Origin of the sequence: Alcanivorax sp. HI0007 (assembly GCF_001635525.1) — a bacterium.
Taxonomy (GTDB): Bacteria; Pseudomonadota; Gammaproteobacteria; order Pseudomonadales; family Alcanivoracaceae; genus Alcanivorax.
Genome location: NZ_LWEJ01000148.1, coordinates 49,514 through 73,100, shown reverse-complemented (window position 1 = coordinate 73,100; position 23,587 = coordinate 49,514). Strand labels below are relative to the sequence as shown.

17 protein-coding genes and 1 pseudogene are annotated in these 23,587 nt (G+C 57.0%); 11 read left to right on the top strand and 7 right to left on the bottom strand.

All coding sequences use genetic code 11. From position 1 onward, the window contains the following. The 4 genes from A3714_RS08060 to A3714_RS08045 form a co-directional block, all read left to right on the top strand. Positions 1-635 (top strand): M23 family metallopeptidase (locus A3714_RS08060; RefSeq protein ID WP_063527166.1); only part of this gene is annotated, 635 nt, incomplete at its 5' end. A 217-nt stretch (positions 636-852) separates the two neighbouring features. Then, entirely contained in the window at positions 853-3,567 is a 2,715-nt protein-coding gene (secA, locus tag A3714_RS08055) for a preprotein translocase subunit SecA (RefSeq protein ID WP_063509394.1), read from the top strand. Positions 3,568-3,690: 123 nt separating this feature from the next. Further along, positions 3,691-4,893: a bifunctional glutamate N-acetyltransferase/amino-acid acetyltransferase ArgJ gene (gene argJ / locus A3714_RS08050; RefSeq protein WP_063509395.1), complete on the top strand. Its 1,203-nt coding sequence runs from the start codon at positions 3,691-3,693 to the stop codon at positions 4,891-4,893. Positions 4,894-5,016: 123 nt separating this feature from the next. Continuing rightward, on the top strand, positions 5,017-5,979 hold the full coding sequence (locus tag A3714_RS08045; protein WP_063509396.1) for a Nudix family hydrolase: 963 nt from the start codon (positions 5,017-5,019) through the stop codon (positions 5,977-5,979). Positions 5,980-6,110: 131 nt separating this feature from the next. On the opposite strand, the gene A3714_RS08040 is transcribed toward A3714_RS08045, so the two are convergent. The 5 genes from A3714_RS08040 to pilB all read right to left on the bottom strand — a co-directional run bounded on the left by A3714_RS08040 (position 6,111) and on the right by pilB (position 10,838). Beyond that, on the bottom strand, positions 6,111-6,302 hold the full coding sequence (locus A3714_RS08040; RefSeq protein ID WP_062816736.1) for a DNA gyrase inhibitor YacG: 192 nt from the start codon (positions 6,300-6,302) through the stop codon (positions 6,111-6,113). A 2-nt stretch (positions 6,303-6,304) separates the two neighbouring features. Further along, the gene (gene coaE / locus A3714_RS08035; RefSeq protein WP_063509397.1) at positions 6,305-6,904 is read right to left on the bottom strand and encodes a dephospho-CoA kinase; all 600 of its coding nucleotides are present in this window, start codon (positions 6,902-6,904) and stop codon (positions 6,305-6,307) included. Between the two features lie 117 nt (positions 6,905-7,021). After that, the gene (locus tag A3714_RS08030) at positions 7,022-7,900 is read right to left on the bottom strand and encodes an A24 family peptidase (protein WP_063509398.1); all 879 of its coding nucleotides are present in this window, start codon (positions 7,898-7,900) and stop codon (positions 7,022-7,024) included. Positions 7,901-7,902: 2 nt separating this feature from the next. Next, positions 7,903-9,129, bottom strand: a complete 1,227-nt coding sequence (locus A3714_RS08025; RefSeq protein WP_063509399.1) for a type II secretion system F family protein — start codon at positions 9,127-9,129, stop codon at positions 7,903-7,905. Between the two features lie 2 nt (positions 9,130-9,131). Next, positions 9,132-10,838 carry a type IV-A pilus assembly ATPase PilB gene (gene pilB / locus A3714_RS08020; protein WP_063509400.1) on the bottom strand — a complete coding sequence of 569 codons (1,707 nt, stop codon included), beginning with the start codon at positions 10,836-10,838 and terminating at the stop codon, positions 9,132-9,134. A 579-nt stretch (positions 10,839-11,417) separates the two neighbouring features. Here pilB and A3714_RS18405 point away from each other — a divergent pair. Both A3714_RS18405 and A3714_RS18005 read left to right on the top strand, forming a co-directional pair. After that, positions 11,418-11,774: a prepilin-type N-terminal cleavage/methylation domain-containing protein gene (locus A3714_RS18405; protein ID WP_063509401.1), complete on the top strand. Its 357-nt coding sequence runs from the start codon at positions 11,418-11,420 to the stop codon at positions 11,772-11,774. Positions 11,775-12,157: 383 nt separating this feature from the next. Continuing rightward, positions 12,158-12,275 (top strand): annotated as a pseudogene (locus A3714_RS18005) (prepilin-type N-terminal cleavage/methylation domain-containing protein); the annotation flags it as partial. A 372-nt stretch (positions 12,276-12,647) separates the two neighbouring features. Here A3714_RS18005 and nadC read toward each other — a convergent pair. Then, entirely contained in the window at positions 12,648-13,490 is an 843-nt protein-coding gene (gene nadC, locus A3714_RS08005) for a carboxylating nicotinate-nucleotide diphosphorylase (protein ID WP_063509403.1), read from the bottom strand. Positions 13,491-13,566: 76 nt separating this feature from the next. Next, positions 13,567-14,904, bottom strand: coding sequence for a sodium:alanine symporter family protein (locus A3714_RS08000; protein WP_063509404.1), 1,338 nt, complete (start codon positions 14,902-14,904; stop codon positions 13,567-13,569). A gap of 206 nt (positions 14,905-15,110) precedes the next feature. On the opposite strand from A3714_RS08000, the gene A3714_RS07995 reads away from it, so the two are divergent. The 5 genes from A3714_RS07995 (at position 15,111) to aceF (ending at position 23,530) form a co-directional block, all read left to right on the top strand. Further along, positions 15,111-17,345, top strand: a complete 2,235-nt coding sequence (locus A3714_RS07995) for a DUF1631 domain-containing protein (RefSeq protein ID WP_063509405.1) — start codon at positions 15,111-15,113, stop codon at positions 17,343-17,345. 38 nt (positions 17,346-17,383) lie between these two features. Then, a complete protein-coding gene (gene ampD / locus A3714_RS07990) occupies positions 17,384-17,950 on the top strand; it encodes a 1,6-anhydro-N-acetylmuramyl-L-alanine amidase AmpD (protein WP_062816745.1) in 567 nt (188 codons plus the stop codon). Then, positions 17,947-18,783 carry a hypothetical protein gene (locus A3714_RS07985; RefSeq protein ID WP_063509406.1) on the top strand — a complete coding sequence of 279 codons (837 nt, stop codon included), beginning with the start codon at positions 17,947-17,949 and terminating at the stop codon, positions 18,781-18,783. Before ampD ends, A3714_RS07985 begins: the two co-directional genes overlap by 4 nt. A 376-nt stretch (positions 18,784-19,159) precedes the next feature. After that, positions 19,160-21,829, top strand: a complete 2,670-nt coding sequence (gene aceE / locus A3714_RS07980; protein WP_063509407.1) for a pyruvate dehydrogenase (acetyl-transferring), homodimeric type — start codon at positions 19,160-19,162, stop codon at positions 21,827-21,829. A gap of 36 nt (positions 21,830-21,865) precedes the next feature. After that, entirely contained in the window at positions 21,866-23,530 is a 1,665-nt protein-coding gene (gene aceF / locus A3714_RS07975; RefSeq protein WP_082850718.1) for a dihydrolipoyllysine-residue acetyltransferase, read from the top strand. Positions 23,531-23,587 lie beyond the last annotated feature (57 nt).

The window sequence follows — 23,587 nt, the reverse complement described above, 5'->3', positions numbered from 1 at the left end:
GACTGGATGCGTTGGGCGAGCGGCTGGTGGAAGTGGCGGATATTGATGGCGATGAATTTGATTTCAGCACCGTACCAGGGCTGGGTGGGCCGGAAGGCTCGGAAGAGGGTGCCAGCTACGAATTGCCGTCTTTTATGGAAGCCGTGAACCAGATGGCGGAGACCCTGGAACGTCGGGAGCGTCAGCTGGAAATTCTCGAAAACCTGTTGGCCGGCAAGCAGATTGAAGATCAGACCTATCTTTCCGGTCGTCCGCTGGCCAAAGGCTGGATGTCCAGCCGTTTCGGGCGCCGTTCGGACCCGTTCACCGGCCGCGTTGCCTGGCACAAAGGGGTGGACTTTGCCGGCAAGGAAGGGACACCGATTATTGCCACCGGCGCCGGCGTGGTCACCTACTCCGGTGATCGCTCAGGCTATGGCCTGATGGTGGAAATCAATCATGGCAATGGTATCTCTACCCGCTACGGTCATGCCAAGGAGCTCTTGGTAGACGCCGGGGAGATTGTCCGCACCGGGGATGTGATCGGCAAAGTGGGCAGTTCCGGCCGCTCCACGGGGCCGCACATTCATTATGAAGTGCTGAAAAATGGCACTCAGGTGAACCCGCAGCCTTATATTTACCGTGCGCGACGCTAACTGGATCGCTCCAAACGGCCCCTTGCGGGGCCGTTTTTCGTTCCGGGCCCTTGATAACCGGGAATACCACCTTATCTCTTCAATCTATTGTGTTTAGAATGGCTAACCTTTTCTTGCCAGAGTCCGTTGTGACGCTGCCGTCGGAGCCATGCGAGCATGGCAACGCTTGGCAGGCTGCCGACTTTATGGCCTGACTGTTTACTGAACCGGAAGTTGTATGCTGGGTACCATCGTAAAAAAAATCATCGGCACCAAGAATGATCGTGAGCTGAAACGCATGGGCAAGTTGGTCGAAACGATCAACAGCCACGGGGAAGCGCTGGCACAGCTCAGTGATGCGGACCTGCAGCTCAAGACCCGCGAATTTCGTCAGGCCTTCCAGGACGGCAAGACCCTGGATGAATTACTGCCTGAAGCCTTTGCCGTGGTTCGTGAGGCGTCCACCCGGGTCATGGGCCTGCGCCATTTTGACGTCCAGATGGTCGGTGGTATTGCCCTGCATGAGGGGCGGATTTCCGAGATGCGCACCGGTGAGGGTAAAACCCTGACCGCTACCCTGGCAGCCTATTTGAATGCCCTGTCCGGTGAAGGTGTGCACGTGGTCACCGTGAATGATTATCTGGCCGAGCGGGACGCCAACTGGATGCGTCCCTTGTACGAATTTCTGGGTCTCAGTGTCGGCGTCATTCTTTCCCAGCAGCCCACGGACCAGAAACGGGAAGCCTACGCCGCTGATATAACCTACGGCACCAACAACGAGTATGGCTTTGATTACCTCCGGGACAACATGGCGTTCCGGCTGGAGGATCGGGTTCAGCGTGGTCTCAACTACGCCATTGTCGATGAAGTGGATTCCATCCTGATTGATGAATCCCGTACCCCGCTGATCATTTCCGGTCCGGCGGCGGATTCTTCCGAATTGTACGTGGCCGTGAACCGCTTGATGCCCAGTCTGTCCGCACAGTCCGAAGAGCAGGACGGCGACTTCTTTGTTGATGAGAAGCAGCGTCAGGTGGAGCTGACTGAAGACGGGCATCAGAAAATCGAGGCCCTGCTGGTCAGTAATGGTCTGCTGGAACAGGGTGAGAGCCTGTATGCGGCGCACAATCTGGCATTGTTGCACCATGTGCATGCTGCCCTGAAAGCCCATGCCCTGTTCCATGTGGACCGTGACTACATTGTGCAGAACAATCAGATTGTGATTGTTGATGAGCACACCGGGCGTACCATGCCCGGTCGTCGCTGGTCCGAGGGCATTCACCAGGCCATCGAGGCCAAGGAAGGGGTGAATATCCAGCAGGAAAACCAGACGCTGGCCTCGACCACGTTCCAGAATTATTTCCGTCTCTATAACAAGCTGGCGGGCATGACCGGTACGGCGGATACCGAAGCCATGGAGTTCCGCCAGATTTACGGCATGGACGTGGTGGTGGTCCCCACCAATCGGCCCATGGTGCGGGTGGACGCCAATGATCTGGTGTATCTGACCCTGGAAGAAAAATTCGACGCCATCGTCAAGGAAATCACCGAAGCCGTTGCCAAGGGCGCGCCCGTGTTGGTGGGTACCGCCACCATCGAAGCCTCCGAGTATCTTTCCAAGCGCCTGAAGAAAGACAAGATTGCCCACGAAGTACTGAACGCCAAGTTCCACCAGCGCGAAGCGCAGATCATTGCCCAGGCGGGTCGTCCCGGCGCAGTGACCATCGCCACCAATATGGCGGGTCGGGGTACCGACATCATGCTTGGCGGTAATCCGGAAGAACAAATCAAGCACATGGATACCCCCTCGGACAGCGAGGCGGAAAAAATCCGTGCCGAGTGGCAGGCCAACCATGACAAGGTCATGGAAGCGGGCGGCCTGCATATCATCGGTACCGAGCGTCATGAATCCCGTCGGATTGATAACCAGCTTCGGGGTCGTGCCGGCCGTCAGGGGGATCCGGGTTACACCCGTTTCTTCCTGTCCATGGAAGACGATCTGATGCGTATCTTCGCTTCCGACCGGATCCGCAATATGATGCGCTCGCTGGGGCTTGAGAACGGTGAGGCCATCGAGCATCGCTGGGTGACACGTGCCATCGAGAATGCCCAGCGCAAGGTGGAAGGGCGCAATTTCGATATCCGCAAAAATCTGTTGGAATACGACGATGTGGCCAACGACCAGCGTCGGGTTATCTACACCCAGCGTGACCAGATCCTGGAAACCGAGGATCTGAGAACGTCCGTGGAAGGCATTCGTTATGATGTGGTGACCGAGCTGGTGCACAGTTATCTGCCACCGGGTTCTGTGGAAGACCAGTGGGATGTGCCGGGCCTGGAGAAAACCCTGGAAGCGGAATTCCAGTGTAATGCGCCGGTTGGCCAGTGGCTCAGCGAAGACAACCAGATGCATATCGATGGGGTCATTGAGAAGCTGGTGGAAACCCTGGAGCAGGACTACCTGCGCAAGGAACAGGAGATCGGTGTCGAGGATCTGCGCAAGATCGAGAAGCACCTGATGCTGCAGATTCTCGACCGTCACTGGAAAGAGCATCTGGCCAATATGGATCATCTGCGTCAGGGGATTCATTTGCGTGGTTACGCCCAGAAAAACCCCAAGCAGGAATACAAGAAAGAGTCTTTCGAACTGTTCCAGGGGCTGCTTAACCAGATCCAGCATGAGCTGATCCGTGTTCTGCACAGCTTCCAGGTGCGTCGTGATGACGAAGTAGAGCGTCTTGAGCAACAGCGCCAGGAAGAAGCCCGCCGGCAGGCTGAAAAAATGAAAATGCAGGCGGCTCCCGAACCGGGCACTGATGGAACCGCCGGTGAGAGTGACCAGGCAGGGGCCCCGAAGACAGTGGTACGAGAGGGGCGAAAGGTAGGCCGCAATGAACCTTGCCCCTGTGGCTCGGGCAAGAAATACAAGCAGTGCCACGGCAAGATTGAATAGAATCTAGCTACGAGCTTCCAGCGACGAGAAATACAAAAGCACCGGTTTTCACCGGTGCTTTTCGTTATTATGGCTAGTAGCTCGTCGCTTAAAGCTAGTAGCTGAATTTTCAAGGAATGGGTTATGACACAGACAGAATGGTTGCCTGTCCCCGGTATCCGTCTTGCCGCTGTTGAGGCTGGCATCAAGAAGGCCAACCGGAAGGATCTGGTATTGCTGGAATTGGCCGAAGGCAGTCGTGTCAGTGGTGTTTTCACCCTGAATCGTTTCTGTGCTGCGCCGGTGCAGGTGGCAAAAAGTCGTTTGGCCGCAGAAGCCCCCAAGTACCTGATGATCAACACCGGCTATGCCAATGCGGGTACCGGTAAAAAGGGGATGGAAAACTGTCTGGCCAGTTGCCGCCTGTTGGCCGAGGCGGCGGGTTGTCGTGAAGATCAGATCCTGCCGTATTCCACCGGGGTGATCGGTGAGCAGTTTCCGTTACCGGCATTTGAAAAAGGCCTTCCCCATGCTCTGGCCGTGCTGGATGAGCATCATTGGGGACGGGCGTCGGAAGGCATCATGACCACCGATACCTACCCCAAGCTTACCAGTCGTCGCGTGGAGATCGACGGTGTGCCGATCACCGTTACCGGTATGGCCAAGGGCTCGGGCATGATCAAGCCGAATATGGCCACCATGCTGGGTTTTATCGCCACCGATGCGCCCATCGCCAAACCTCTGTTGGACCAGTGGGTGAAAACCCTGGCGGACAAGTCTTTTAACCGGGTCACGGTGGACGGCGACACCTCCACCAATGATGCCTGTATGCTGATCAGCACGGCTACTGCGCAGATGCCTGAGATTCAGGCGCTGGATGATCATAGCCAGCTGCTGTACCAGGCCCTGGAAAGTGTGTTCGTGGAACTTGCCCAGGCACTGGTGCGCGATGGAGAAGGCGCCACCAAGTTTGTGGCAATTACCGTGGCCGGTGCCGACAGCGAATCCGATGCCCGGACCGTGGCGGAGACCATTGCCCATTCTCCTCTGGTAAAGACGGCGCTGTTTGCCTCAGATCCCAACTGGGGCCGTATCCTGGCTGCCATTGGCCGTGCTCCTATTGTGTCCCTGGACGTGGATAAGGTCAGCGTCTGGCTGGATGATCTGCTGTTGGTAGAGCAGGGCGGTGTGGCGGACAGCTACGAAGAGGCGAAAGGGGCCGAAGTGATGGCCAAGCCGGAGATCCACATTCGCGCGGACCTGGCCAGCGGCGATGCCGAGTGCACTGTGTGGACCTGTGATTTCAGCTACGACTACGTGAAGATCAACGCGGAATACCGCACATAATCTGAATGCCCGACGAATCACCGCTGTAGGAGCTATGCTCGCAAGGCGAACCGGCTCGCGACGTTCATCCGTTGTTGCGCCTGCGCGCATGGCACTTCCGAGGCTCCCTAAGAAACGTTGTTTATGACCGAAGCCACCACCCCCGCCATCACCGTCGTTGCCGCCATCATCCGCGGCAACGACGGTCGTATCTGCCTGAGCAAACGTCCGGACCACAAGCATCAAGGGGGGTGCTGGGAGTTTCCTGGCGGCAAGGTAGAGCCGGGCGAGTCACTGTCGATGGCCCTGGCCCGGGAGCTGGAGGAGGAACTGGGCATGCAGGCAGCGATTTCCTCTCCGTTCATGACGATTGCCCACCAGTACGAGGATTTGCACGTCACCCTGCATTTTCGCGATGTCACCGCCTGGCAGGGCGAGCCTTCGGGCCGTGAAGGCCAGCCGGTGCGCTGGTTCGAGATTCCCGAGTTGCCGACGCTGGAATTTCCGGCGGCGAACCGGCCGGTGGTGACGGCAATAACATTGCCTGCCCGCCTTGCCATCGCGCCGGATAACCAGGATCTCGACGCCCTCAAGGTGGGCATCAATCGTCTGGATGCCGCTTCCACGGGGTTGTATCTGCGCCAGTGGAGCGAGCATGCGGCACTGCCGGAGCTCCTGGAGCTGTGCCGGAAGAAGGGCATCAAGGTATGGTTGCGGGCTTTATCCGCAAAATGGATGGAACAGGCATCCTTGCAGTGTGTCTTCGGGCTGCACCTGCCCGAATCGGTATTGATGGATTGCCGGGAGCGACCGGGTTTTCCCGGTGTGGTATCGGCGGCCTGCCACAGCCGGGACGCCCTGGCAAAGGCGGTGTCTCTGGAGCTGGATATGGTTCTGGTTTCCCCGGTAGAGACCACCGCCAGTCATCCGGATCGTCCCCCTCTGGGTTGGCAGCAAGCAGGGCAATGGATTACCGGGTTGCCGCTGGCCTGTTATGGGTTGGGCGGTGTCTCGCCAGCGGATCTGGAAAAGGCCCGCCGGCATGGTGCCGTTGGCGTGGCGGGAATTCGTGCCTTCTGGCCGGGCTCTGCCCCTGAACCTGTGTAGGGTTAGGGTGCCATTGAGCCTAGGGTAGGCGTTGGCGCCTCTCCCCGTTACGCCCCTGTTAGAGAAAGAGGCATGGGTTTATTCGCACTGCTGCACGAGCAGCCGAATCCGCAGCTTATCCCGTCAGACGATCAAAACTCTTCGAAATCCCCGGGTGCATTGTCATCACCGGGAATTGCATGGCGCTCCGCCGCCCAGTCGCCCAGATCAATCAGTTTGCAACGTTCGGAACAGAAAGGGCGCCAGGGGTTATTGTCCCAGCGGGTAAGCGATTTGCATTGGGGACAGGGATAGGTACGGGTGGTGTTATCGGTATCAGACATGTTCAGAGTGCGTTGGCCATTTTTAGATAGCGTTGATGCAGGTCTGTGAGTTGCTCATGAAATGCCTGCAGCGACCCGTGATTCTCAATCACATCGTCGGCCTGGTCCAGGCGTTTGGTCCTTTCCATCTGGGCTTTCATGATGGCGGCAACCTGGTCTTCAGGAACATGGTCGCGGGCCATGGTGCGCTGCACCTGCAGTTCTGCGGGGGCATCAACCACCAGAATACGATCCACCAGGTTTTTCTGGCTGGTTTCCAGCAGTAGCGGGGAAACCAGGACGGTATAGGGGGACTGGCTGGCCGTAATCTGTCGTTTCAGCTCTTCCCCGATGGCCGGGTGAGTAATGCCTTCAAGAACTTTCAGCGCGCTCGCGTCCGCAAACACGATTTCGCGCAGGGCGCGGCGATCAAGGGCGCCTTCCTCAGTGAGAACATGCTCACCAAAATGCTCGGCGATACGCTCAAGCGCGGGCTGGCCTGGCTCTACCACCACCCGGGACGCCAGATCTGCATCGACAATGGTAATGCTCTGTTGGGCCAGGAAATCCGTGGCGGCGGTCTTGCCGCTACCAATGCCACCAGTCAGGCCGACTACGAACATGCTTACTCCAGAACAAGGCTTCACTGGCGCTGGAGCTTGACCGCTTCGCTTTGCAAAGCAAGGCTCCAACGAAAATTATCCAGGGGTTTTCAGCTACTCACTATTCACTGTGAACTATTAACTGATTCTGAACATCCCCAGATACGAACTGACGATGGTATCGCCCCACAGCAAGGCAATCCAGCCGGCGGCGGCCAGATAGGGACCGAAGGGGATCTGGGTGCGTTTTTCACCACCGAACAGCGTCACGAGAAGGGTAAACACCAGTCCCACCACGGAAGACAACAGGATAATCAGCGGGAGATACTGCCAGCCCGTCCAGGCCCCCAGGGCGGCCAGCAACTTGAAATCACCGTAGCCCATCCCTTCCTTGCCGGTGAGCAGCTTGAACAGCCAGTACACGCTCCACAGGGAAAGATAGCCCGCCATGGCGCCAGCCACCGCATTGGGCAGGGATACCGGTGATACCCCCAACAAGGCTGCCAGCAGACCGGCCCACAGCAGCGGATAATTCATGCTGTCTGGCAGCAGGGTGGTATCCGCATCAATCATGGCCGCTGCGAGCAGGGTCCAGGTGGCAAACAGCATAAAGAGCAACCAGGGGCCGTAACCGAAATGCCAGGCACACAGACCGGCAAGCAGACCACTGGTCAGCTCAATAACCGGATAACGCTTGCTGATTGGCGTATGGCACTCTCTGCATTTGCCTTTCAGCACCAGCCAGCTAATGACCGGGATATTCTCGTACCAGGTAATGGCATGGTTACACTTGGGGCACCGGGAGCGGGGGGTGACCAGATTGAAAATCTCGCCATCCTCCTCCGGGGGAAGCTCCAGAATTTCCCGGGCCTCCTGCTTCCAGCCGCGCTCCATCATTACCGGAAGACGGTAGATCACCACGTTAAGGAAGCTGCCGACCAACAGGCCCATTAATACACAGAGTCCAACCAGCAAGGTTGGACTACCGGAAAGAGCGTCCAGAAAATTTTCTATCATTATCAGCCTACAACCTGGCCCAACTGGAAAATCGGCAGATACATCGCGATGATCAAGCCACCGATAAGTACGCCAAGCACTGACATGATGAGAGGCTCCATCATACTGGTGAGCCCGTCGACAGCATTGTCGACTTCATCCTCATAATAAATGGCCACTTTTTCCAGCATGGCATCCAGTGCACCTGACTCTTCGCCGATCGCGGTCATTTGTAATGCCATAGCCGGGAAGACCCCGGTAGCCCGCATGGCGAATTGCAGCTGCTGACCAGTGGATACATCTTCCTTGACTTTGTAAACGGCATTGCGGTAAACCACGTTGCCTGTGGCACCTGCGCATGCATCAAGAGCATCAATCAATGGAACCCCTGCTGCGAAGGTGGTGGAAAGAGTTCGCGCATATCTCGCGATGGTGGATTTGAATGCCAGGTCACCAACAATAGGGAGTTTTAATACCAGTCTGTCCAGGGCGTTTCGGAACGGTTCCGATTTTTTCTTGAGAGTAGAAAAGCCAATTGCGAATGCGACGATGCATACGACAATAAGCAGGAAATTGTTTTGCAGTCCATCAGACAACCCAATCACAAAAACGGTGAAAGCGGGAAGCTCGGCACCGAATCCTGAGAAAAGGTCTTGAAAAACAGGTACAACTTTCAGCAAAAGGATTGCCGTTACAATGACTGCTGCCACAACCACCGTTGCCGGGTATTTCATGGCTTTCTTGATTTTCTGTTTGAGCTGTTCGCTCTTTTCTTTATAGAGGGCGACCCTATCCAGCATGGTTTCCAGTGCACCTGATTGCTCACCAGCTTCGATCAGACTGCAATATAAATCATCAAATTGATCTGGGTGTTTTGACAGGGCTGTTGCAAAGTTGCTGCCGGATTCAACTTCCGTTTTCAGGCTTAGAACCAGCTGTTTCATGGTTGGATGTTCTAGGCCGTCAGCAACAATTTCAAAAGCTTGAACAAGAGGGACGCCGGCTTTCATCATGGTCGCCATTTGTCGAGTAAAAACGGCGATATCCATGGGTTTGATCTTTTTCTTTCCCCCTAGACTTACCTCTCTTTTCTTTACTACCTTCTTGGCGTTAATGCCCTGCTTGCGTAATTCGGCACGTACCAAAGCGGGCCCCTTGCCCGCAGTCTCTCCTTTTACTTTCTTTCCCTGGCGATCAACGCCTTCATAAAGAAAGGTGGAGTTTTTTTGTTCTGCTAGTTTTGTTGCCATAATTAATGTCCGCTTGTTACACGGTTAACTTCTTCCAGACTGGTAACGCCATGCATGACCTTTACCAGGCCGGAACGGTGTAAATCATTGAACCCTTCCTTGCGACACTGGTCTGCAATCTCGATGGAGTTTCCTTCTTCCATGATGATTCGGGCAATGCCATCAGTGATTTTGACGACTTCATAAATGCCCACACGGCCTTTGTAGCCGTTATTGCATTTTTCGCACCCTTGCGGACCATAGACAGTAAAACCTGAGCCGATGTCCTGTTCCGTGAATCCCATCTCAAGTAGGGATTGTTCCGGAATGTCTACTGCAGTTTTGCAGTGCTCACAGAGGCGGCGAGCCAGACGCTGGGCAATAATCAGCACCACTGAGGTGGCAATGTTGAACGACGGAACCCCCATGTTGCGAAGGCGTGTCAATGTTTCCGGAGCGCTATTGGTATGCAGGGTGGAAAGCACCATGTGACCCGTCTGTGCGGCCTTCACAGCAATATTGGCAGTTTCCAGGTCTCGGATTTCCCCTACCAGAATCACATCAGGATCTTGCCGAAGAAAGGCGCGCAGTGCAGCAGAAAAGTCCATCCCTTGTTTGGGGTTCACATTCACCTGGTTGATACCTTCCAGGTTGATTTCCACTGGATCTTCAGCGGTCGAAATATTGCGTTCCGGCGTGTTGAGGATGTTGACACCGGTGTAGAGGGATACCGTTTTACCAGAACCGGTGGGCCCGGTGACCAGAATCATGCCTTGCGGTTTATGCAAGGCATCCAGATACATCTGCTTCTGGTCTTCTTCATAACCCAGAGCTTCGATGCCCATTTTGGCGGATTCCGGGTCCAGAATACGCAGTACGATTTTTTCCCCGAATAATGTGGGGCAGGTATTAACCCGGAAATCGATGGCTCGTGTCTTGGAGATTTTCAGTTTGATTCGGCCATCCTGAGGAACGCGGCGTTCAGAAATATCCAGTCGTGACATGACTTTCAGGCGCGCGGACAATTTGCTAGCAATGTTGATCGGAGGTTTGGAGACGGTTTTCAGAATGCCGTCCTGACGGAATCGCACTCGGTAGGTCTTTTCATAGGGCTCAAAGTGTAAATCCGAAGCCCCTCCTTTAATCGCATCCAGCAGCAGCTTGTTGACGAAACGGACAATGGGAGCATCATCGGTGCCTGATTGGGTCTCGTCCTTTTTATCTTCGGCCGGGCCCACATCAAGATCACCCATATCATCATCCAGGTCATCAAAAGCGCTGCCTTCCGCTTCCGATTCCAGATGATCAATCCAGTGGGTGAGCTTGTCCTCTTCAACAATGATGGTCTCTACGTTGAGGCCAGTGTTGAAGCGTATCTCTTCCAGTGCGGGCAAATTGGTCGGGTCAGAGACTGCCACAAAAAGCCGGCTGCCTCGTCGAAACAGTGGCAGCACATGGTGCTTGGTAATCAGTTTCGGATCGACAAGGTCTTTGATCAGGCTGTCACGCTGAAAGGCACTCAAATCCAGGATGGGGTCGCCAAACTCCTCGGCTACGGCATTGGCGACCACTCTTGCCGAGAGTTTGCCGGAGCTCACCAGTTGGTGAACAAGACTGACACGCTCCTGACGAGCTTGCTGTAGCGCTTGTTGTGCATCTTCGGCGGTCAGCAATTCCTGCTTGATAAGTCGTTGCGGTAGGCCGCTGAAGGAAAGGGTCTGGCTAGTCATGGCAACCTGCTTGTTTATGCTTAGTATGGTCGGTATGCCCAACACTTTCTTCGTAACATACCGGTTGTCGCCGGCTCAGGGAAGAGTGGATCTCGCAAAATCAGTACCTTGTCGGGCCTTTTTAAAGATCCTCCCAAGTTTGCGTGACGCTTAGCCTCCTGTTGCTCTCGGTTTTGAAATGTGCCTGAACAGGTCGGAACGGCTTTCCTTATGCATCCCCGATTTGAGGAATTGCCGCTGCTGATAGCCTGGGCACTTGAGAACACTGTTGGCCTCTGCGGATTCCGGGTGGGTCGAGGTGGTGTTACGGCGGCCATTGGTGGTGACGCTTTTTGTCGGGGCGGTGCCGTGAGGTGACGAAAATTGTCGAAAAAACTTCATTCTGGCGCTGTGGAAGGCATTGCAGCTCCCTTCCTCGGGAGCGGTCCGTGGTCCGGGAGCACCCGCCATACGGGGCGTGGATAATGATTTTAGCGTATGCGCAAAAAGTTGGCCCGCCCTATGCATTGGTTTAGCGCAGAGGCTCGCCAGGGGTGAGCTCAACAACAAGGTTTGCACATTTTACGTTGGAGAGACGACATGAAGAAGCAAATGCAACAGGGTTTCACCCTTATCGAACTGATGATCGTGGTTGCCATTATCGGCATTCTGGCCGCAGTCGCTATCCCGGCTTACCAGGATTACGTGGAGCAGAGCCGTGTTGACTCCTGTCTGGCAGAAGCCAAAGGTCAGGCTAACAACTGGCTGATCGAATACTCGCAGGATCCGAATAACCTGTCAGCAGCGGTTACCGGTGCTTGCGATAGCATTACCGCTCCAACTGCCGCTCCCACAGATGGTGCGGGTGGTGTTACCGCGGGTTGGGTGACTGCCACAGCTAAAGACTCTGCTGCTACCACCATTACCTGTGATGGCTCTGGTACTTGCACTAAGTAAGCCTGATGTTAATGATTGGGTCCTGGTAACTTGACCTGATCCCGGAAAGGCCCGGTGGTTAAACCACCGGGCCTTTCTTGTAGTGTGGCGATGCATTGATCAGCCTCTGATGTTCTCCCTTGCCTCCCTCTCCTTTGAATACTCATTCTTGGCTATCCTGGTCGCAATCCTGTGTCCCATGAGCCCTCTCCGGGCAAGTCGTTATGTGTCCGCGTTCAGCGATTGACGTTTATTGTTTGTTTATGCCGAAAAGCGTTGCTGTTCCCAGTCGTTTCATTTGGAGAATGCCGTTAAGCATCTGTTTTTATTGATTTTTTATCTTGTTCGCATCTGGTCTGTTTTATGCATTGTTTTGATCAGGGGAAAGTCACCGGATAAAGATAATGAAGGAGGGGGGGGCTGTGAACGTTCAGCGAGGTTTTACATTGATTGAGCTGATGATTGTGGTAGCCATCATTGGCATTATGGCGGCTGTTGCTTTGCCTGCTTACAACGATTATGTGCGCCAATCGGCAGATAATGCCTGTCTTGCGGAGGCGGCAGCCCATGTGAGAGTGGGGGTGACTCATGTGGCTGTTACCGCCAACAGCTTTCCGGCCAACACGGCGCCAAGCCGCTGCACGGCATTGCCGGTAATCAATGCGCCCATCGCTGCAGGCGACACGCTGACGTTTACGCCGGTGTCACCAGGAACAGGCACAGTCACCTGTGATTTGGCGGGAGGGTTCTGTCGCCTATAACATGCAGAGAAAGGCTTTTCCCGGTAGAAATGTGTCTCGGATTTTAGTCGGAGATCTGAAAATAATCAGGGTCTCAAACGGTACTGCCGTCTCCGGCACCGTTAAACAATATACTCTGAGTCAATGGTGGCGATCATGATTGCAACCGCAGGGATAAATCGGTGGCGTGTATATGCTTGGTCAATGCTCCTGAGGAAAGAAACCATTCGTGGTTGTGGGGCAAAGCTTTGGCGTTCTCTACGGTCAGGTTGCCGGACACTTCCAGAGCGGATTCGGTGGTGACAGAAGCGGCCTCTTTCAGCATTCGGGCGCTGAAATTATCCAGCATAATCTGATCCGGCTTCAGCGCTGCGGCTTCTTTCAGCTCTGCCAGCGTTTCCACTTCCACAATAATCTTCTTCTCCGGCGCCAGTGCCCGCGCCCGCTCAATGGCGGCGGTGATTCCTCCGCAGGCCGCCACATGGTTTTCCTTGATCAGAAACGCATCGTACAGCCCCACCCGATGGTTCTGGCAGCCGCCGCAGAGCACGGCGTATTTCTGGCCAGCTCGCAGGCCTGGCAGGGTTTTCCGCGTATCCAGAATCGTCACGGTGGTGCCTGCCACAGCATCCGCATAGCGGCGCGCCGTGGTGGCGGTGCCCATCAGGGTTTGCAGGAAGTTCAGCGCAGTACGCTCGCCGGTGAGAATCTGGCGGGTATTGCCTCTCAGGGTGCACAGGGTGGTGTCCGCAGTCAGTCGATCACCATCCTCTACATGCCACTCAATCTGCACATCGCCCAGTTGCCGGAACACTTCATCCGCCCAGGGAATGCCGCACATGACGGCGTTTTCGCGCGTGATGATGGTGGCGGTGCTTTCGCTATCGGCGTCGATGAGCTGGGCGGTGATGTCACCGCTGCGGATGTCTTCTTCCAGGGCAAAGCTTACGTTGCGCTGAATGTCGTCACGCACATAGTCGGGCAGGGTGATGGTCATGCTGTTCTCGGTGCTGAACTCAATGAAAGACCCCGCAGGCAGGCCTGCGGGGTCGTGTTATGCGGCGATGGTGCCTTCAATCCGGGCGGTTGGTAAAGAATTCCCGACTCAGGCGGACCACCACGGGAGACAATAATAACAGAGCAATCAGGTTGGGTATCGCCATCAGGATATTCATGATGTCCGCCAATGCCCAGACCAGGTTCAGGCTGACCACGGCCCCCAGGGGCACCGCCAGTACCCAGATGACCCGAAAGGGCAGAATGGCCCGGTCACCGAACAGGAACTGGGTGCAGCGTTCGCTGTACAGGCTCCAGCCCAGCAGGGTGGTAAAGGCAAAGATCGCCAGCCCGCCGGCCACGATTACATTACCGAAGTCCCCGAACGTGGAGGAAAAGGCCAGGGCCGAAAGCGGCGCGCCTTCCTCGCCGCTGGTCCAGGCGCCGGAGGAGACAATGGCCAGGCCGGTGATGGAGCAGACAATGATGGTATCGATAAAGGTGCCCAGCATGGCGATGGAGCCCTGGCGGGCGGGGTGGTCGGTATTGGCGGAAGCATGGGCAATGGGGGCGCTGCCAAGGCCTGCTTCATTGGAAAAGATGCCACGGGCGATACCGAAGCGGATGGCTTCCTTGACCAGGGCGCCGGCGAAGCCGCCAGCGGCGGCGGTGCCCGTAAAGGCGCTTTCAAAGCACAGGGCCAGAGCCGCTGGCAGCGCTTCGGCATGGTCCACCAGGACAACCAGGCCGGCCAGCAGATAGGTCAGCGCCATGAACGGGACGATGAACGTGGCCACGGAGGCGATGCGTTTTACGCCACCCAGGACGACCAGGCCAACCAGCACGGCCAGGGTTACCCCGGTAATCCACGCCGGCAAGCCAAAGCTGTCCTGCAGGCCGTGGGCCACGGAGTTGGCCTGGACGCTGTTACCGATACCGAATCCGGCCAGCATGCCGAAGATGGCAAAGGCAATGGCCAGCCAGCGCCAGTTACGGCCCAGACCATTCTGGATGTAGTACATGGGGCCGCCAACATATTGTCCGGCGGCATCTTTTTCCCGATATTGCACCGCCAGAACGGCTTCCGCGTATTTGGTGGCCATGCCGACCAGAGCGATCAGCCACATCCATACCAGAGCTCCCGGGCCACCGGAATGAATGGCGGTGGCGACCCCCACGATGTTACCGGTACCGATGGTGGCGGACAGGGACGTGGCCAGGGCGGCACCTGCGCCGATGGTTCCGACCCCGGTCTGGGGGCCGAACATCTGTTTGAAACCGAATCCCAGCTGCCGCAGGGGCAGGAATCGCAGTATCAGGGTCAGGTAGATGCCGGTACCGGCAATCAGAATCAGTGCCGGCCATCCCCACAGGAAACCGCTGATCTGTTTAAGAATGGTAACCGCTTGCTCCATGGCTCTCGTCCATTTCCCCAAAAGGCCTTAGGCTATGGGAATTTAGCGGGCAGCGAAAGCTGGCGACGTGTTTGTGGTGGCTTAAACACAAAGTTTGACGTGCGAACTAGTTCAAAATTCGTATGCTGATGGTGTGATAGCGTAGTAAAGTATTAAAACCACAGTCCCATTTACTGAACGGGTGAAGTGCTATCCCCGGGGGTGTCATGGCCAAGGTTACCCAGCTCAAACCGGTTGCCGGCAAAGCAGCTGTCAACAGCCTGCCCAGACCTATCGAAAAAGTCCGTGACCGCTATTTGTCAGTGGCCTCTTCCTACCTTGAGGACATGCTGGATGGTGCGGACGACCGGCTCTACGATCTGGCCGAGAAAGAGACCGACAGCGAGCGCGAGCGCTATTTTGATGCCATGCGGGAGCTGCGCGTGCAGCGAGCCGGGCTCACTGCCGGCTTGAAACAGGCCATACAGCATCAGTTTGCCTGCCTCGGACAGGGGCAGGAGCAGGCTGAGTCCCTGGAAAATGCCAAGTTTGATCTGGACTCCCTGGCCCTGGTCAACGAAGAAGAGCTGGAAACGTCGGTGGCACTGGATAATATGGCCCGCAGAGCCCGCAACGGCTGCGCGGAACAGCTGAAAGTGTTGTGTCATCGCCTGGAGTACTTGTTCGAAAGCAAGGCGGAAATCACCGAGCGCAACAACCCGCTGGAACCCCGCCAGTTGGTGGATGCATTCAACCAGGGGCTGGAAAAGTTGTCCCTGGATATCAAGGCTAGGCTGATCATTCTCAAGCTGTTTGAGCGTGAGGTGATGGCGGAAACCGGCTTTATGGTGTCTGAAGCCAACAAGGTGTTGGTGGATGCCGGGGTCCTGCCAGACATGAAAACGGCGCCCATCGCGCCTGTTCGCAAACCCGGGAACCGTTCTCTGTCGGGGGGGCAGTCGTCGTCCTCCGGTGCTGGCGCTGGCGGTAACGACCAGATGTTCGGCTTGCTCCAAGAGCTGTTGGTCACCATGCGTGGTATGCAGGGCGGTGTTGCGCCGGCGAACGGCGCCGCGCCCGCTGTTGATATGAACGCGGCCATGGCGGTCATGCAGAATGGTGTGCCCTATCTGAATGGCGCCCCGGTGGCCAATGCGGCCTCCGTTCACCAGGTCAGCTCCGATGATTTGATGGGCGTGCTCAATCGCCTGCAGCGGGTGGAGCGAAGCCTGAGTGAGCAAGACGGCGAGCGGGCCAACCTGAAGGAAGATCTCTCCGAATTGCTCGACAGTGAGCATGGTGAAGCCATCCATGCCCTGGATCAGGCCGATGACGATGTGATCAACCTGGTGTCCCTGCTGTTTGATTTTATTCTTGATGACGAGGGCCTGCCCTCGGAGATCAAGGCGTTGATCGGCCGCTTGCAGATTCCCCTGCTGAAAGTGGCAATCACCGACAAGACCTTCTTCAGCAATGACAATCACGAAGCCCGGCTGCTGCTCAACATGTTGGCCCGGGCGGGTAACCAGTGGGATCCGCAGCAGGGCATTCAGGATGACCTGTATCAGCGTATCAACCATGCAGTACACCGCATCATCGATGATTTCGAGGATGATGCCAGCCTGTTTGCCACCCTGCTTGATGAATTCCAGGGCTTTTTTGATAGTCAGCGCTCACGTTCAGAACGGGTGGAGCAACGTGTCCGAGAGGCGGAAGAGGGCAAGGCCCGCGCCGAGCAGGCACGCCAGGAAGTGGTGGCCGTGCTGGACAAGCGCATGGCAGGGCGTCAATTACCGGATGTGGTGGTACGTCTGCTCCGGCAGGGCTGGCAACAGGTGCTGTACCTGACCTGGTTGCGCGAAGGGGCTGACAGTGAAGCCTGGCAACAGCAGGTCAAGGTCGTCGACGGCGTCGTCTGGAGTGTTCTCCCGCATCGGGATCAGGGCGCTCTGGAAAAGCTCAAGGCACTCAGCCCGAAACTGCTCAAAACCCTTCATAATGGCCTGGGTCAGATCAGTTACGATGATGCTGAAGCGAAGCAGCTGCTGACCAAATTCCGGGATGTACACCAGCAATTGCTCAAAGGCCTGGAAACCGAGCGCGTGGCGGTGCAGCCGGAAATGCCGGCCGCGGAGCCTCAGCAGCAGGAACAGAGCGCGGCCTTACCGGAAAACCATTTTCTGGTGAAAAAAGCCGGCCAGCTTTCTCCGGGTCAGTGGATTGAAATTGTCGAGGGTGACGAACCTCGCCGGGCCAAACTGGCAGCCAACATCCGTGGCGGCGTCAAGATGGTGTTTACCAACCGCCGGGGGATCAAGGTGGAAGAGTTTACTGCTTACACCCTGGCCGTTGCCCTGCATGAAGGGACTGTTAAACTCATCGAAGAGGGAGCCCTGTTCGATCGGGCTCTGGAAGCGGTTATTGGCGACCTGCGCCGTATGCAGGCCAACGTTCAACATTAGGTTGGTCGGCACCGCGCGGGAATAAGGAGCTAGCGCGGGTGCTCACCCTCAACGAACACCGGGTTGACCAGGCACAATGGTGTCCATCACCCAATTTCAACCTCCGTCCCGACCCCGATGACATTTCCCTGCTGGTGATCCATAACATCAGCCTGCCGCCGGAGCAGTTCGGCGGTGATTATATTCAGGCCCTGTTCCAGAACTGCCTGAACCCGGACGATCATCCCTACTTCCGCGAAATCCACCAACTTACCGTGTCGTCTCACTTCCTTATCCGGCGCGACGGCAGCCTGTTGCAGTTTGTTCCCTGCGACCAGCGTGCCTGGCATGCGGGCATATCCTGCTTTGCCGGGCGGGAAAACTGTAATGATTTTTCCATCGGCATTGAGCTGGAAGGCGCAGATACTGTCCCTTATGAAGAGGCACAGTACGCGACATTGACGGAGCTGACCTGGCTGTTGCAGACCCATTATCCGGCGATTGACGATACCCGTATCACCGGCCATGAACATATTGCCCCGGGTCGCAAGACCGACCCGGGGCCCGCTTTCGACTGGGCGGATTACCGGGCCCGCCTGGCTGCATTCAAGGAGGAAATGGCATGAAATTTCTGGTGCTGATACTGGTGCTTGGTCTACGCAGACTGGATACCAGCTGGCCGCTCTGGATTAGCAATCCGCAGCGTCATCAGGGCTGGTTGCAGCAATGGAGCAATCGCCTGGGGCAAGGACAACGGGTCTGGTGGCTGGCGGTGCTGTTGCCGGCAGTGCTGATTGCGGCCCTGACGTGCTGGCTGGATGGATTCTGGGGGCAGCTGCTGGTGCTGGCATTGGGCATTGCACTGATGCTGTGGCTGGTCGGTGGGCAAAGCGAGTTTCGTCATGTGGATGAATTGCTGGTGCGTGGCCGCATGAACGACCCGGAAGGCTTTGCTGCTCTGGCCACGGATGAATTCGATGTGACCGGAACGCCGGGGGACCCTGACTACCAGAGTGCCCTGACGGAAAGAATTCTGGCCCGGGAACAGGGCCTCTTTGTGGCGATTTTCTGGCTGGTGCTGCTGGGTTTCGGTGCGGCATTTCTGGTGGTGCTGAACCGGGCCTGGTTGAACCGGGCCGGTGAAGAGCAGGGCAATAGCTGGCAGGCCCGCCTGGATGGCTGGGCCTGCTGGCCGGCGAACAGATTGCTGGTGTTGAGCATGGCGCTGGCCGGCGACTTCACCGCAGTGATGGAGAAAATGCGGGGCCATTGGCTGCGTCAGGAGCACAGCGGCGACTCCCTGCAGCAGGTGGTCAATGTGGCACTGGAAACGGCACCGTCAGGGGAGCCAGGCTCCCTGTCTGCTGCCCTGGATCATCTGGAGTCACTGCAGGGACTGCTGCTGCGCTGTGTTGCCATCTGGCTGATCCTGTCAGCGCTGTGGATCATCGTGATCTGACGATAATTACCCAAGGTGTTCTGGACATGCGTAGGGTGCACTGAGCCCAAGCGAACTGCACCATTCCGGCGTTGACTGGTGCAGTTCGCTTGGGCTCAGTGCACCCTACGGGAAGTGTCGAAGTATTTTTCTCTCGATCAGACTTAGGTCTGATTTCGTCCTGTAGCGGCAGTGGTCATGCTGAAAGGGATCTTGCCATACCAAAACATCCGCCTGTGACCCGCCTCTGGTGATTATCGTCATTTGACCGGCCAGTCATTGCGGCTAGTATGGAAAGTGCTTGTAGTGGCTCGCCCAACACCCCCGGGCGTTTATTTCTGCGGTGCTGCAGTGATCCTGTCGTGCCGCCTGGCAACGCGAAAAAGGACGCACGCCCATGCACAAAAGAAGTTTCTTTGATGATATGGACCCGGCGGAAACCCGGGAGTGGCTTGAAGCTCTGGAGTCCGTCGTCGAGCGCGAAGGCCCGGAGCGGGCCGCCTGGTTACTGGATACCATCACCAATGAGGCCCAGGAACAGGGCATCCACCGAACCCACCTCAATACCCCGTACCTCAATACCATTCCCGCCAAGGACGAAGTGCCGATTCCCAGTGATATTTTCATGGAACGCCGGGTGCGTTCTCTGGTGCGCTGGAATGCCCTGGCCACGGTGATGCGGGCCAACATGAATGATGACGAACTGGGGGGCCACATTGCCTCCTTTGCGTCCTCCGCCACCCTTTACGATGTGGGATTCAATCATTTCTTCCGGGCCCCCAGCGATAAAAACGAAGGGGACCTGGTGTTTTTCCAGGGCCATTCCGCGCCGGGGGTGTATGCCCGCGCTTACCTGGAAGGGCGCATCAGCGAAGAGCAGCTGGACAACTTTCGTCGGGAAGTGGATGGCAAGGGCCTGTCCTCCTACCCGCATCCCTGGTTGATGCCGGATTTCTGGCAATTTCCCACCGTGTCCATGGGGCTGGGGCCGATCCAGGCCATCTACCAGGCCCATATCATGAAATACCTGCAAAACCGTGAATTGATCCAGAAGGATGACCGCAAGGTATGGGCCTTCCTGGGCGACGGCGAAATGGACGAGCCGGAGTCCCTGGGTGCCCTGGCCCTGGCTGGCAGGGAGAAACTGGATAACCTGATTTTTGTGGTCAACTGCAACCTGCAGCGGCTGGATGGCCCGGTGCGCGGTAACGGCAAGATCATTCAGGAACTGGAAGGCGTATTCCGTGGAGCCGGCTGGAATGTGATCAAGGTGGTCTGGGGACGACTCTGGGATCCGCTACTGGAACGGGATAACCAGGGCCTGCTGCGCCGGCGCATGGAAGAGTGCGTGGACGGGGAATACCAGGCCTACAAGAAAAACGGCGGCGCCTACACCCGTGAGCATTTCTTCGGTGAGTACCCGGAGCTGAAGAAGCTGGTGGAGCATATGTCCGACGATGAAGTGTACCGCCTCAATCGTGGTGGGCATGATCCGTTCAAGGTATACGCGGCCTACCATGCGGCGGTGAACCACACCGGTCGGCCCACGGTGATTCTGGCCAAGACCGTAAAAGGGTACGCCACCGGTGCCGGTGAAGCGGTCAACAAGACTCACCAGATGAAGAAGCTGGATCTGGAAAGTCTCAAGGAATTCCGTGATCGCTTCGATATGCCGTTCACCGACGAACAGCTCAAGGACGTGCCCTATTATCGGCCGGACGCCGACTCTCCGGAAATGCGCTTCATGAAAGAGCAGCGCGACCAGCTGGGCGGTTATATGCCGGTGCGTCGCCAGCAGGCCAGCCAGGCGCTGACTCTGCCGGGGCTGGATATTTTTGCCAACTTCCTGGAAGGCAGTGGCGATCGGGAAATTTCCACCACCATGGCGTTTGTGCGCATGATGAGCGCGCTGATCAAGGACAAGCAGATCGGCGAGAGAGTGGTGCCGATCGTGCCCGATGAGGCGCGTACCTTTGGCATGGAGGGGTTGTTCCGGCAGCTGGGGATCTACTCCTCCGGTGGTCAGAAATACGAGCCCGAGGATGCCGGCCAGGTCATGTATTACCGGGAAGACAAGAAGGGTCGTATCCTGGAAGAGGGCATCAACGAAGCGGGCGCCATGTCCGGCTGGCTGGCTGCCGCCACCAGCTACAGCGTGCACGATTTCACCCTGATCCCGTTCTACATTTATTACTCCATGTTCGGTTTCCAGCGCGTGGGCGACCTTTGCTGGGCCGCCGGCGACAGTCAGGCCCGCGGTTTTCTGCTGGGCGCCACCGCCGGACGCACCACGCTCAATGGGGAAGGGCTGCAGCATCAGGATGGTCACAGTCACATCCTGGCCAGCACGGTCCCCAACTGTGTCAGTTACGACCCGACCTACAGCTATGAGCTGGCGGTGATCCTCCATGACGGCTTGAAACGCATGTATGAAGACAATGAAAAGGTCTTCTATTACCTGACGCTGATGAACGAAAACTACGTGCACGGTGCCATGCCGGAGGGGGCCGAAGAAGGTATTCGCCGGGGCATGTACCTGTTGCGTGAAGGCAAGGGAAAAACCAAAAAATCCCCCCGCGTGCAGTTGCTGGGTTGCGGCACCATTCTGCGCGAGGTGGAAGCAGCGGCGGAGCTGCTCCGGGATGACTTCGGTGTGGCGGCAGATGTGTGGAGTGTCACCAGCTTCAACGAACTGCGCCGGGAAGGTCTGCGCCTGGATCGGGACGACATCCTCCATCCGGATCAGGAGCGTGAGACTACCTGGGTAGAGAAATGCCTGGATGGCCGCGAAGGTCCGGTGATTGCATCCACCGATTACATGCGTGCCTTCGCCGATCAGATTCGCCCCTGGGTGCATGCGCCCTATACCGTGCTGGGCACGGATGGTTTTGGCCGCAGTGATTCCCGTCAGAAACTGCGACACTTCTTTGAAGTGGACCGCTACTTTGTGGTGCTGGCGGCACTGAATGCGTTACGCAAGGCAGACAAGGTGGATGTGGCGACCGTGAAACAGGCCATCGAAAAATACGGCATTGATACGGATAAACCCTATCCGGTGATGCATTGATCGCACCCCAACGTGATCTCATAAAAGGAGACCGGTGTGAGTAAGACCATGATTCGTGTTCCCGATGTGGGCAGCAGTGATCCTGTTGACGTCATCGAGATCAGCGTGAAAGTCGGCGACACCATCGCCGCAGAGGACACCATTATCGTCCTGGAATCTGACAAGGCCACGGTGGAAGTGCCCGCACCGCAAGCGGGGAAAATTACCGCCATCAGCGTCAAGGTGGGCGACCGGGTCAAGGAGGGCGATGACCTGATGGAAGTGGAGGCCGACGGCGAGTCGGAGAATGCCTCTTCCGCAGAATCCGATGCGACCCGTGATGAGTCGTCAACCACGGAGAACAAAACAGAGCCGGAATCAACGCCGCCGGAAACGGATGCGCCTGACACGCCGAAAGCACAAGGGAGTGGTGGCAGCGAGACCGTTACCGTGCCGGATCTGGGCGATATTGATTCCGCCGAAATCATCGAAGTGAATGTGGCTGTCGGCGACAGTCTGGAGGCGGAACAGGTCATCGTGGTACTGGAATCGGACAAGGCGTCCCTGGAAATTCCTGCACCCTCCGCCGGCAAGGTCGAATCGGTGGCCGTGAAAGTCGGAGACAAGGTGGGTACCGGTGATACATTGCTGACCATGGCTGTGTCCGGCGGCCAGCCGACAGCGGACCAGCAAGGCGAGGCAGATGGGAAGCCAGAGGAACCCGCGGCAGCGCCGGCTTCACAGCAAGCTCAAACTGCGCAGACGCAAAAGCCGGCACCGGCAGCCTCATCGTCGCCAGCGGCAGATTCCGGGGCTCCTTCCAAATCCGTGCACGCCGGACCCGCGGTGCGCAAGCTGGCCCGGGAAATGTGCGTGGATCTGGCCCAGGTCCATGGCAGCGGGCCCAAGGAACGTATCCTCAAGGAAGACGTGCATGCCTGGGTGAAACAGCGCCTTGAGGGTGCGCCGGCTGCCTCCGGTGGTGGCCCGGCCGTGGCGTTGCCAGAAATTGATTTCAGCCAGTTTGGTGAGGTTGAACGGCAGGAATTGAACAAGCTGCGCAAAGTGTCCGTCCAGAACCTGACGCGCTCCTGGCTGACCATTCCCCATGTCACCCAGCATGACAATGCGGATATCACTGACCTGGAAGCTTTCCGCAAACAGCAGAACAAGGCCCTGGAAAAAGAGGGCGTCAAATTGACCATGCTGGCGTTTCTGGTCAGTGCCTGTGCCAGGGCCTTGAAGGAATTCCCCCGCTTCAATAGCTCCCTGGAAAACAGTGGTGAGGCGCTGATCCAGAAGCACTACATCAACATCGGCATCGCCGTGGATACGCCTAATGGGCTGGTGGTGCCGGTGATCAAGGATGCGGACAGGAAGGGGCTGAAGGCCATTGCCCTGGAAATGGGCGAGCTGGCGGAAAAGGCGCGTAACCGCAAACTGACACCGGCGGACATGAAGGGAGGGACGTTTAGTATCTCCTCGCTGGGAGGCATTGGCGGTACGGCCTTTACCCCCATCGTGAACTGGCCGGAAGTGGCCATCCTTGGGGTAAGCCGGTCCGACATGCAGCCGGTCTGGGATGGTGAGCAGTTTCAGCCTCGGCTGATGCTGCCGTTGAGCCTGTCCTATGATCACCGGGTGATTGATGGGGCCGATGCGGCCCGGTTCACGACCTACCTGAGCCAGTTGTTGACAGATATGCGACGGGCGTTGCTGTAGAAGCATCGCTGGCGGCGCGATTGCTACGTTGGAATCGCGCCGGGAGCGATGCTCCTA

What these genes read in the sequence shown, in the direction of transcription:
- secA (WP_063509394.1), top strand. Translation starts at nt 853, where the DNA reads ATGCTGGGTACCATCGTAAAAAAAATCATCGGCACCAAGAATGATCGT.
- argJ (WP_063509395.1), top strand. Translation starts at nt 3,691, where the DNA reads ATGACACAGACAGAATGGTTGCCTGTCCCCGGTATCCGTCTTGCCGCT.
- A3714_RS08025 (WP_063509399.1), bottom strand. Translation starts at nt 9,129, where the DNA reads ATGGCAACAAAACTAGCAGAACAAAAAAACTCCACCTTTCTTTATGAA.
- A3714_RS08040 (WP_062816736.1), bottom strand. Translation starts at nt 6,302, where the DNA reads ATGTCTGATACCGATAACACCACCCGTACCTATCCCTGTCCCCAATGC.
- nadC (WP_063509403.1), bottom strand. Translation starts at nt 13,490, where the DNA reads ATGACCATCACCCTGCCCGACTATGTGCGTGACGACATTCAGCGCAAC.
- A3714_RS08030 (WP_063509398.1), bottom strand. Translation starts at nt 7,900, where the DNA reads ATGATAGAAAATTTTCTGGACGCTCTTTCCGGTAGTCCAACCTTGCTG.
- A3714_RS07995 (WP_063509405.1), top strand. Translation starts at nt 15,111, where the DNA reads ATGGCCAAGGTTACCCAGCTCAAACCGGTTGCCGGCAAAGCAGCTGTC.
- A3714_RS08045 (WP_063509396.1), top strand. Translation starts at nt 5,017, where the DNA reads ATGACCGAAGCCACCACCCCCGCCATCACCGTCGTTGCCGCCATCATC.
- aceE (WP_063509407.1), top strand. Translation starts at nt 19,160, where the DNA reads ATGCACAAAAGAAGTTTCTTTGATGATATGGACCCGGCGGAAACCCGG.
- coaE (WP_063509397.1), bottom strand. Translation starts at nt 6,904, where the DNA reads ATGTTCGTAGTCGGCCTGACTGGTGGCATTGGTAGCGGCAAGACCGCC.
- A3714_RS18405 (WP_063509401.1), top strand. Translation starts at nt 11,418, where the DNA reads ATGAAGAAGCAAATGCAACAGGGTTTCACCCTTATCGAACTGATGATC.
- A3714_RS07985 (WP_063509406.1), top strand. Translation starts at nt 17,947, where the DNA reads ATGAAATTTCTGGTGCTGATACTGGTGCTTGGTCTACGCAGACTGGAT.
- A3714_RS08000 (WP_063509404.1), bottom strand. Translation starts at nt 14,904, where the DNA reads ATGGAGCAAGCGGTTACCATTCTTAAACAGATCAGCGGTTTCCTGTGG.
- pilB (WP_063509400.1), bottom strand. Translation starts at nt 10,838, where the DNA reads ATGACTAGCCAGACCCTTTCCTTCAGCGGCCTACCGCAACGACTTATC.